Source organism: Longimicrobium sp. (genome assembly GCF_036387355.1).
Classification (GTDB): domain Bacteria; phylum Gemmatimonadota; class Gemmatimonadetes; order Longimicrobiales; family Longimicrobiaceae; genus Longimicrobium.
In genome coordinates this window covers 1-10,337 of the sequence record NZ_DASVTX010000358.1, presented here as the reverse complement: position 1 = coordinate 10,337, position 10,337 = coordinate 1, and the positions used below count along the sequence as shown (strand labels likewise).

The following is a 10,337-nucleotide window of genomic DNA, read 5'->3' as shown; positions in this document are numbered from 1 at the left end:
TGGGGAGAATGAAGATGTACGAAAGCGGCGCAAAGCCCACGTAGTCGATGTGCGCGGGCACCCGCTGCATGACGACGCAGAACGTCTCGAAGATGCGGGTGTCGCTGAGCGCGCCCTCGATGGCGTCGGCAAAGTTCAGGTCCAGCCCTCCGGCCGCGCCCCCGGTGCGGAAGAAGGTGCGGGCCCACGCCAGCCAGCCCACGAACAGGAACATCACGGCGCCGGAAGGCACCAGCACCGCCAGCCGCGGCCGGCTCTCGCGGCGCAGGTACAGCAGAATGCCCAGCGCCAGCCACATGACGAGGAGGCGGTACCGGAAGCCGATGGAGACGTAGACGATGGACACCAGCACCACCACCGCGGCAAGCGACCACCGGCGGCGCAGCCCTCCGGAGATCACCAGAACCAGCAGCGCAGGGATGAACCACTCGATGGCAAGGAACAGGTACGCCACGTCGGTGCCCCCCTCGCCCCCTTCCAGCGCGCCGAACAGGCCGGGGAGAAAGAAGGTGCCCAGCGAGCGGCCCGCGATGCGCGACCACCCCACCATTCCCAGCAGCGCCAGCCCGGCGAGCGCCCACGCCATCCGGCGTGCGGCGGCGGGGTCCCACACCCGGCGCCGCGCCACCGCCGTGCCGGGCGCGGGCCCCACGGGAACGGCGTAGCCCGCCCACATCGACGCGACCACCACCCCCACCGCCATCAGCCCGCCGCGGTACGCCTGCTGAAAATCGTACCCAACGAACACCATGCGGTCGGTGGCGAACCGCATCAGGGGGCCCACCACGAAGTACAGCAGGTAGATCGCCGAAACCAGCACCACCGGCTCGAACAGGTCAAAGGTGCCGCTCGCCGCGCGGTACACGACCGGCGCCAGGATCAGCGCCGCCAGAACGGCGCACAGAACCGTTTCCGGGCCCATGAACGCCTGGTCGGCGATCCCGACCGCCGCGCCGGCGGCGCAGGCGGCCACCGCGGCGCATGCAAGCGCCACGGACCCCCGTCCCGCGTGCGAGGGGGGCTGGGATGCGAATGCGGGCAGGGACACGAACGGCGCGGAGTGCACGGGTTGCGGCAACAGGCTCGGGAACCGCGCGCAATCTATGCGCCCGGCGCCGGCGGCGCCACACCGGTGCACGGCGGGTGCGGCGCGCATGTACTTGCGGGGATTGCGCTTCCACGTGTGGACAGGCTAAGTTCAGCCCTCCGCCGCGTACGGTTTTCTCACCTCTTTCTCGGGGACCATGCCTTCCAGCATCCCGACCGCCGCTGCGCCGCTGCGGCTTCCCGCGCCGCTCCGCCGCGGCGCGCTCCTCCGCTTTCCCGCGCCCGTATCCGAGCGCCTGGACCTGATCCGAGGGGTCGCGGCGCTCGTCGTCATGTGGAACCACCTCCGGGCCGCGCTCTTCGTGGAATATCCCGCGGTCCAGGCCGCCCACGCGGGGCTGGCCGCGCGGCTGGTGTACTTTGCCACGGGCTTCGGGCACGCGGCCGTGGTCGTCTTCTTCGTGCTGAGCGGCCTGCTCATTTCAGCGAGCGTGCTGCGCGCGGTGGAGGAGGGGCGGTGGTCCTGGGGATGGTACGCCTCGCAGCGGCTGACCCGGCTGTACGTGGTGCTGGTTCCCACGCTGGTCCTGGGCGCGCTGTGGGACCGGGGCGGCCTGAAGCTGTTTGGCGCGGACGGGGTGTACACCGGCGAGCCCGGCGCTTCCTTCATGGGGTTCGCGGTCATGGACCGCATCGGTGCGGGTACCGCGGCGGCCAACGCGTTCTTCCTGCAGGAGATCACGGCTCCGCCGTTCGGCTCCAACGCCCCGCTCTGGAGCCTGAGCTACGAATTCTGGTATTACGTGCTGTTCCCCGCCCTGCTGCTGGCGGCGCTGCCGGGCCGGCCGGTGCGCCGGGCCGCGTGCCTGGTCGCGGCGGCCGCGGTGGCGCTGCTGGTGGGTCCGGTGATCCGGGTGTACTTCCTGATCTGGCTTCTGGGCGTGGCCGTGGCGGTGGCACCCGCGCCGCTGGCCAGCCGCCCGCGCCTGCGCCGCGCCGTGCTGGCCGTGCTCACCGCCGGGCTCGCGGCACTGCTGGTCGCGGTTCGCGTGGACGCATTCTCGTCGGCGCTGCTGAGCGACAGCGCGCTGGGGGTGTGCTTCGCCGCGCTGGTGTGGACGCTCGTGCAGAGCGGGAGCACGCGCGAGGCGGGAGCACGGCCGCCGGCGTACGCGCGGGCGGGGAGCACGGTGGCGGCGTTCTCGTTCACCCTGTACCTGGCCCACATGCCGCTGGTGATCTTTCTGGCGGCCGTGCTCACGAGGAACGGCGCGGCGCGCTGGCAGCCCGACACGCTGCACCTTGCGCTCCTGGTGCCGCTTACGCTCCTGGTTCTCGCGTATGCCTGGGCACTGGCGCAGGTGACGGAAGCGCGCACGGTGCAGGTGCGGCACTGGGTGGAGCGGCAGGCGCGCGCGCTCATGGCCCGGAGCACGGAACCCGCCCTGCGTGCCCGCAGCGGCCCCGCCGCCCGGTAGTTTTCCGCCCCCCGTTGCGGCAGGCCCGCGGCGGAACCGGGGCGGGGCCGGGCGACCTGCTGAACCTTTGAATCCGCTCATTCCCGGCGCTGCCGGGAATGAGCGGATTCTGCAGGGAAACCGGACCGCGGCCCGCCCGCCGTGGGTTGGGGCACCCCGCCCATCGCACCGCCCGCGTCTCCGGACTCCGCCGGCGCTCCGCACGAAAGGCGCGGCCCCGCCCAGGCGGCGGCCGCGCGCTCAACCTCGTTCCGGACGTCGGGGATGGGATGGCCACGCAGCCCCGGGGCGAGGCTGAACCGGAAACGCCGCCCGTTGTCCCCGGCCCGGCCTGGTGCACGGCGGGACCTCCGGCGGCCGGTCCCATGCTCCGGCGCACCCGCCCGGGCATCCAGGGCTGCCGTGCCCTTCCGCCTCCCGGCGCCGGCGGAGCGCGGACGCACTGCTCAGGCAAGGCCCGCATCCAGCCGGGCTTCCCGTCCGGGTGCGGCAGAGCCGGTCGAGCCCCGCTTCGCGCTACGCCCCTCCGTTGTGTCCGCGGGAGAAATCGTCCGGCGCGCCCGGCCCCGGCAGGGCGGCCACCACCCCGGCGCGAAACGCCGCCCAGTCGTGCCGAAGCGCGGTTTCGCGCGCGTGCGCCCGCATGGACGCCAGGGCGTCGCGGTTCTCGTGGCACCAGCGCAGCCGCTCCGCCAGCGCGTCGGGGCTGCGGATGGGGACCACCCATCCGTCGCGCCCCTCCGTTACCACGTCCGCGGCCCCGCTGTTCACCGTCCCGATGACGGGGGTGCCGCATGCCAGCGCCTCCAGGTACACGAGGCCGAACCCTTCGGCCAGGGAGGGGACGCAGAGCACGTCGGCCTGCTGGTACAGCTCCCGGAGCCGCGCGCGCGAAGCGTCGGTCTCCATGCGGAACGAACCCTCGTGCGAGCGGAGCACCCCCTGGTCGAACCGGCCGCGCCCCACCAGCGTCAGCTCCGCGTCGCGGAGCCCGAGGCTGCCCCACGCCGTCAGCAGATCGCTCAGCCCCTTTCGCTGCACCATCTGGCCGGCGAACAGCACGCGCAGCGGCCCCGGCGCGCGTTCAGCGGCGGGGTGCAGGTACTCCACGTCCACCCCGTAGGGCACCACCCGCACCCGGGCGGGGTCTACCCCGTTCTCCACCAGGGTCCGGCCGGTGTAGCGCGACGCGGCGATGCACAGGTCCGCCAAGAGCGGCTCCCGCGACAGCCGCCCGAACCGCTCCCCCGCGTCCCGCATCTCCTCTTCGCCCGCGAGTGAGTCGGCCTGGGGAACGCGCGCCATCTCGTCGCGGAACAGCGCCCGCAGCGACGCGGGGTGGGGGTGCACCTGAAAGAGCACCCGCGGCCCCGCGCTTCCGTACGCCGTAAACGCGTCGTGCGCGTAGTAGCTGTAGGCCAGCAGCCCGGCCCCGCGGCGCGCGGCCAGACGCCCGGCGTGCGCGCCCAGGGCGGCGTCCACGCGCGCGAGGTCCGCGCCCCGCGCCTGCCGCAGGGCCTGGCTCCAGAGCGGGACCACCCTCGCGGAGGGGAGCCCGGGTGCGTACCGGCGCCGCAGGGCCGCGCCCACGCGCGCCGGGAGCGCAGCCTGGACGGCGCGTGCCCAGCTCCGGTCCAGGGGCGAGTACCAGTCCGTCACCAGAGCTTCCAGCCGGCCGGCCTGCGCCATTGCCAGCGGCACCTGGTACTGGTCGCGCGCGCCGTTGAATACGGCCACCCACTTCACCGGGGCCGCGGCTCCTGCCCGGCCGAGGGCGCCCGCGGCTGGTCGTCGGCCACGAAGACCGAGACACCCAGCCCCCCGTCGCGGCGGTCCCAGAACGGGCGCGCACGGCGGCGCGTGCGCCACGTGCGCGTGAACCAACGCCAGGTTTCGCCAACCCGCAGCCGGGACGCGGCTTCCAGTTCGTCGGGCGTGTGCACTTCGCGGAAGCGCAGGGCGTCGTAGGCGCGCAGGGCATCGCGTGTGAGGGGGCGCCGCAGCCGCATGACCGCGGGAAGGCCGCGCAGGTAGGAGCCCAGGGCCCATGCCCCCCACCGGGGCTGGCCGATGCGGACCATCTCCATGCCGTTCACCAGCAGCTTCCACCCCACCTCGCCCACCACCCGCGGAAACGGCATGTGCAGGGTGACCGACCAGAGGCTGTTTCGAAAGCCGTAGCCCCAGATGCGGGCCCCGGAGCGCCCCACCGGCGACAGGCGGTGGTGAACCACCACCTCGGGAAAGAGCAGGATCCTCCACCCGTGGTTCAGGGCGCGGAGGCAGTACTCGGCCTCCTCCGCGTAGTATTCAAAGAAATCGTGGTAGCCGCCCAGCTCGCGTACCATGGCCGTGCGCAGAAGGTGCGCACAGCCGATGTAGCTCTGCACGTAGCGCTCGCGCTGCGGCTCGGGCGCGGGGGCCGGCGGCTCCAGCCCCTCGTGCACCAGAAAGCTAAGCACCCCCAGGCGCGGCTCGCGGGCCATGCGCGCCAGCGCCCGCTCCAGGTCATCGGGACGCGTAAGGCTGGAGTCGTCGTCCAGGCTCAGGATGAAGTCGCCCCGCGCCTCGGCCATGAGCGACGAGCGGTTTACGATGTATCCTCGATTGCGGTCGTTGCGCCAGAAACGCGCGTCCGGCCACTCGGCCCGCACCACCGCCGCCAGGTCCGCCGACGAAGCGTCATCCACCACCAACACTTCGAGCGGGCGGTGGGTCTGCTCGCGCAGGATTCGCAGAGTGTCGCGCAGCTCCTCCGGCCGGTTGTAGGCCGTAATCATGACGGAAACCAGCGGCGACTGCACGGACGCGGGCTCCGTGACGCCGTCAAGATCCTGCATGCCGTTACCCTCTCCTCATGGAACGCCGATTCTCGGAATTCAGTTGTCCACCCGCAGGCGGATGGTACGCACCGTAAGAAGCCCGGCGGCATCGGTGACTCGCACCGACACCTTCCGGTCTCCGTCGGGATAGTTCCGGGTGTCGAGGCTGTACTCGAAACCTGCGCTCCCGGCGGCGTCCGGAAACTCGGACGCGAACGCGGGGGCCGGCAGACCGGTGCGCGCGCGTCCGGCCGGCGCATCGTCCACCAGCACGTCCACGGCGCGCACGGCCACGTTGTCCATCGCCGCTCCCGAGATGGTGACGACGCCGGAAACGGGCTGGGCGCCGGGCGGATCAAGGACGACATACGGCTCCGAGATGTCACGCACGCCACCCTCCCGGTTCAGCCGGTACACGCTGCGCCGTGCCTCATCAGGAGTACCCGCGAACAGGTACACGCTCGCGTCCAGCACTTCGAGCGGGGCCACGCCGAAGTACGCCTTGGGCTGCAGATACTGCGTGTTCCACCCGGCGGAACCGCGAATGGACTGCGGGTCGCGAATGCGGGTCGCCAGCGCGTAGGGGTAGGCTCCGGGAACGTACACCGTCACCCCCACGCCGCGGTCGTTCACAAAGGCGGCCCACCGTTCCGGGATTGAATAGGGCGTAACCGCCCATGCTGCATCGCCGATGTCCCGTACAGCCCCGCGGGTGACGGCTCCCTCCGTCCACGGCGACGTGCCTTCGTAATACGTGAACGTGTCCAGATCGCCGTTCACGTACACCGCCGGAACCTCCTGCCAGGCCGCGCCATGCGTGTCGCGGCCCAGGTGCGTGGCCCGGTAGCGCACGAGAAAGGCCCCGCGCTCCGCCCGGGGAACCGACACGGAAACCTGGTACATCATGTCCGAAACGACCGGGGCGGCCGGGCCGCCCCCGCGGTTGTCGGGAAACCAGTGGTTCGGGCGCGAAAGCACCCAGAGGGTGGAGTCGGTGCGCCCCCACATCAGCACGGCGCTGCCGTGCCCATGGCGGTCGCCCCCCTGAACCGGGTTCCACGGCCACGATCCCGAACATCCGGCGCACAGGTCGCCGCCCGGCTCGTCGCCGTCGTACAGGGAGAGCTGCACCTGCCGCCCCACGTCAAACGCGTTCACCATGTTCTCGCCGTTCAGACTGAGCTCGGCCACGACTCCGCCCGCGCGGAGGTCGAGCCCGAGCCGCGACGTCTGCCCGCCGTCGATGCGCTCCAGGTACAGCATGCTCCCCGCCTCGGAGCTCCGCGTGCGGTCCCCGGACGGCGCGGTTCCCTGATCCCCGCGGCAAGCCGGGGCACAGAGCAGCGACGCGATCCAGCAGGGGGCCGCGAGCCATCGAAATCTGGTCATGCCGGCTTTCTTGCAGCGGCGTCGTTGGCCCGACGGGGGCGGATCCCCCGCGGAACGTGTGGAGCGCGATGCGGCAATGCGGAGCGGGCGCCGTCCCGACCCGTTCACCGTGCGGTGCGCCGCGGCAGCCGATGGGCCCGTCGCGCGCCGCGAGCCGGGCCGGGGACGAAATCCCGCGAGCACCCCGCCTGCTGCCTCCGCGCTGCCGTCCCGTTACGGCGAGCGTCGAGACCGGCCGAGAGCCTGGACGAGGTTCGCTTCCAGCCGGTCCATGCTCGCCTCCAGGCTCCACTCCGAAGCGACGTGTTCCGACGCGCGCCGCCCCGCGGCTTCCAGCGCGTCCGTGTCGCCCAGCAGCCGCGACATGGCCCGCGCCAGCAGCGCGGGGTCCGGCTCGGCCAGCAGGCCGTTCACCCCATCCGCCACCGTTTCGCGCACCCCGCCCTCGGCCACCGCCACCACCGGCGTGCCGCACGCGTTGGCTTCCAGCGGGGCATAGCCGAAAGGCTCCAGGCGCGACGTGTACAGCAGCAGCGAAGCCTGGTTCAGGAGCTGGACGACTTCCCCGTCGGGCACGCCCGTGCGGATCCGCAGTTCCACCCCCAGGTGCCGGGCGAGCCCGACGGTGGAGGCCGTATAGGCCGGGTCGCCCGAATTGCAGATCCACACGAGCGGGGGGCGGGGCTCCGGGAGCAGGGCAACGGAACGCACGGCCAGGTCCACCCTCTTGATGGAATCGAACGAGCCCAGCCCGAGGATGTACCGCTCCCGGGGCAGTCCCAGAGGACGGAACAGGCCGGTGTCGATGCCCAGGTAGCACACCCGCGATTCCACGCCGTAGGCCCGCAGGAACGACTCACGGCTGAAGCGCGAGTTCACCAGAAGAAGGTCGAGGGCATGGACCGCCCGCCACTCCTCCCGCGCGCCGAGCGCCGCCATCTCGAGTTCCACCGCGCGCCGCAGCCGCGCCCGGGGACCGTCGCCGGCGGGCGGCGCGACCCATGGCAGCATCTCCCCGCCCAGGTGCCCGGCCTCATACAGCACCCGGTTCGGCTCCTGGACGTACGCGACCGTGGGCAGTCCCGAGTGCAACCCGATGAACGGGATTCCGTAGAACCGGCAGGAGGCGGCAAACACCAGGTCCACGCCGCGCTCCCGCATTTCGCGGCCGCATCGTTCGCAGGCCTCGTGCATGCGGGCAATGCGCCTCGCCGTATTGGAGCCGCCGAGCAGCCTCGCCACGCGCCCGCGGCCGCGGGGTTCGGCGTCCACGAAGGGGACCACGTGCTCACGGACCAGCGAGTCCAGCGGAAGATAGGCGCGATCGGCCGTGCTCAACGTCCAGCTGGCGATCTCGTGCCCCCGTTCCAGCAGTCCGCGCACCTGCTGGTACAGCGCCCGCTTTCCCCCGCCGCTCGGCAGGTTGTTCCAGACCGCGATCCTCATGGCGCCCGGCCGCGGTGCACGGCCCGGCGCAGCCGCAGGCGCGCGCTCGCGGCTGCCCGCAAGCCCAGCCGAGGCGGGAGCGCGCAGGCCGCGAGAAGCGCGATTTCGCTGAGCGAGCGGTAGTCTCTGCGCGCCAGGGCCCGTCCCGCCGCAAGGCGTACGTCCCGCGCATCCATCCCCCCGCGAAGCAGCGGGTTTCCCAGCACGAAGCCGCGGAGGAAGCGGGCCGCCAGCCCGTGGCGCCGGCGGGCGGGGAGAGCGGACGCCGCGATCGCGCGGAGCATCTCGAGGGAAAACTCGGTCCAGCTCAGCGGAATGGGCCCCGGGCCGCTGGAGGCACCCAGCGTGGCGGCGGCTTCGGTGCCCGCCTTGCGGCGAAAGATCCGGTACGAGAACAGCGGCTCGGCCACCTCGACGACCGGCCCCATCAAGCACAGTTCCCAGAGCAGAACCACGTCGAACCCCCACACCGGCCGGCACATGCGGGTGCGGGCCAGCGCCGATGCACGCACCATTCCGTAGAAGTCGTACCAGTAGGTCGACCCCGCGAGCGCATCCAGCCGGAGCTCGGGAGTGGCGCCCACGGGGCGGATCCCCACGGGAAACTCGCCGGGCGCCAGATCCGCCCCGGTTTCATCCATCAGCCGGATCCCCGTGCAGCAGAGCACTGCCCGCGGGTCGGCCCGGAGTGCGTCCAGGCACCGCGACAGATACTCGGGGTGGCGGGCATCGTCAAACGCCTGCCAGAGGAAGTACTCGCCGCGGGCGAGCTCGAACACACGGTTGAAATTCCACACCGCTCCCCGGTTGCTCGCGGAGCGGTGGTACAGCACCCGCGCGTCCCGGGCCGCGTACTCCCGGCAGATCGCTTCAGTGCCATCTTGCGACGCGTTGTCGGAAATGACGAGTTCCAGGTTCCGGTACCGCTGCGCCAGGATGCTCTCGATGGCCTCGCGCAGGTAGCGTTCCCCGTTGTACACCGGCAGGCCCACACTCACCAGCGGTTCGGCCGTCATACGCGGGCCCGGGCCCGCGGCCCTCCTTCAAGACGCCATCCACCCATTCGCACCCGAGTTCCTTTCTGGCTCACCAGCAACGGTCACCCCTCGCCGGGCGTTCCACTGCCCCCTCCGGCCCGTCGCACGCCGGGAATCCGCGGCGGCTGCACCGACGCGGGCTCCGTCACGCCGCAGGGCCCTGCACGCCATTCCTTCCCGTCATGGAACCCGGGACCGGCCTTCGGCCGGCCGCCCGCGCCGCGAACGCATCGTGAACAGCCCGGCGGCATCCGGTATGGGGACAGAAACCGTCGGGCTGCTTCGCGATGGTTCCGGGCATGGGAGCGTCGTACCCTGCCCCTTCCCGGCATGCGGAACCCGGCCGCGAACGACGGCGGGGGGCATACCGGTGCGCGCGCGCCCCGCCGGCGGGTCGTCCACCGGCGCGTCCGCCGAACGCACGGCGGCGGCGTTCACTGGCGCGGTTCCGGGCCCCTCAATTGGCCACGGTGACCTCCGCGCGCCGAACGGTGGCGAGCCCGGCGCGGTCCGTCGCCCGCACCGCGACGGTGTGCCGGCCGTTGGGATACGCCCGGGTGTCGAGCGAGTAGGCGAACCCGGCGTCTGCCTGGTGGTCGGGGTATTCGCCGGCCAGTGAAGGCGCGGGCAGCCCGTAGCGCGCCGTTCCCGCGGGGCGGCCGTCCACCAGCACCTCCACCCGCGCCACGGCGACGTTGTCGAACGCCGTCCCGGCGACCTCCACCACGCCGGAAACCGTCCCCGGACGCAGATGGAGGACGGTCAGGGGGGAGGAGATGTCGCGTACGGGCCTGGTGCCGTGCAGCGCGTACACCGCCTGGCGCGCGGCCGCCACGTCGCCGGCGATCAGGTAGATGTCGGCCTCGATGACGGTCCCGGGCCCGATGCCGAAGTGCGCCTGCGGATAGAAGTAGTTGGTCCCGTACGCGCCGGGGGCGGTGGTGCGGTATCCCAGGGCATACGGATACGCCGACGGCACGAAGACGGTGAGCCCCACCCCCTGGTCGTTGGCGAACGCGCCCCAGCGCTCCGGGATGGAGTACGGGTCGGTGGCCCACGCCGTCTCGCCCAGTTCACGCATGGCCGCACGGCTGAGGGCGCCACCCGTCCACGGGGCG

Annotated in this window: 8 protein-coding genes; 1 reads left to right on the top strand and 7 read right to left on the bottom strand. The window is 72.3% G+C overall.

Going from position 1 to position 10,337, the window contains the following annotated elements; genetic code table 11:
- Window positions 1-994 (bottom strand): hypothetical protein (locus VF665_RS15645; protein WP_331054372.1); only part of this gene is annotated, 994 nt, incomplete at its 3' end.
- A 250-nt stretch (window positions 995-1,244) separates the two neighbouring features.
- Between VF665_RS15645 and VF665_RS15640 the strand changes: the two genes are divergently transcribed.
- Complete coding sequence (locus VF665_RS15640; RefSeq protein WP_331054371.1) at window positions 1,245-2,525, top strand: acyltransferase family protein; 1,281 nt, start codon at window positions 1,245-1,247, stop codon at window positions 2,523-2,525.
- A gap of 516 nt (window positions 2,526-3,041) precedes the next feature.
- On the opposite strand, the gene VF665_RS15635 is transcribed toward VF665_RS15640, so the two are convergent.
- The 6 genes from VF665_RS15635 to VF665_RS15610 all read right to left on the bottom strand — a co-directional run.
- Window positions 3,042-4,262, bottom strand: coding sequence for a glycosyltransferase family 4 protein (locus tag VF665_RS15635; RefSeq protein ID WP_331054370.1), 1,221 nt, complete (start codon window positions 4,260-4,262; stop codon window positions 3,042-3,044).
- Between the two features lie 5 nt (window positions 4,263-4,267).
- The gene (locus VF665_RS15630; RefSeq protein ID WP_331054369.1) at window positions 4,268-5,365 is read right to left on the bottom strand and encodes a glycosyltransferase family 2 protein; all 1,098 of its coding nucleotides are present in this window, start codon (window positions 5,363-5,365) and stop codon (window positions 4,268-4,270) included.
- A 39-nt stretch (window positions 5,366-5,404) separates the two neighbouring features.
- Window positions 5,405-6,736 carry a hypothetical protein gene (locus tag VF665_RS15625; RefSeq protein ID WP_331054368.1) on the bottom strand — a complete coding sequence of 444 codons (1,332 nt, stop codon included), beginning with the start codon at window positions 6,734-6,736 and terminating at the stop codon, window positions 5,405-5,407.
- A 213-nt stretch (window positions 6,737-6,949) separates the two neighbouring features.
- A complete protein-coding gene (locus tag VF665_RS15620; RefSeq protein ID WP_331054367.1) occupies window positions 6,950-8,182 on the bottom strand; it encodes a glycosyltransferase family 4 protein in 1,233 nt (410 codons plus the stop codon).
- Complete coding sequence (locus VF665_RS15615) at window positions 8,179-9,198, bottom strand: glycosyltransferase family 2 protein (protein ID WP_331054366.1); 1,020 nt, start codon at window positions 9,196-9,198, stop codon at window positions 8,179-8,181. The genes VF665_RS15620 and VF665_RS15615 overlap by 4 nt, the downstream gene beginning before the upstream one ends.
- A gap of 478 nt (window positions 9,199-9,676) precedes the next feature.
- Window positions 9,677-10,337: Ig-like domain-containing protein (locus VF665_RS15610; protein WP_331054365.1), on the bottom strand; the 661-nt coding region annotated here is incomplete at its 5' end.

Coding starts and splice junctions, on each gene's coding strand:
- VF665_RS15620 (WP_331054367.1), bottom strand. CDS start 8,182: ATGAGGATCGCGGTCTGGAACAACCTGCCGAGCGGCGGGGGAAAGCGG.
- VF665_RS15640 (WP_331054371.1), top strand. CDS start 1,245: ATGCCTTCCAGCATCCCGACCGCCGCTGCGCCGCTGCGGCTTCCCGCG.
- VF665_RS15630 (WP_331054369.1), bottom strand. CDS start 5,365: ATGCAGGATCTTGACGGCGTCACGGAGCCCGCGTCCGTGCAGTCGCCG.
- VF665_RS15615 (WP_331054366.1), bottom strand. CDS start 9,198: ATGACGGCCGAACCGCTGGTGAGTGTGGGCCTGCCGGTGTACAACGGG.
- VF665_RS15625 (WP_331054368.1), bottom strand. CDS start 6,736: ATGACCAGATTTCGATGGCTCGCGGCCCCCTGCTGGATCGCGTCGCTG.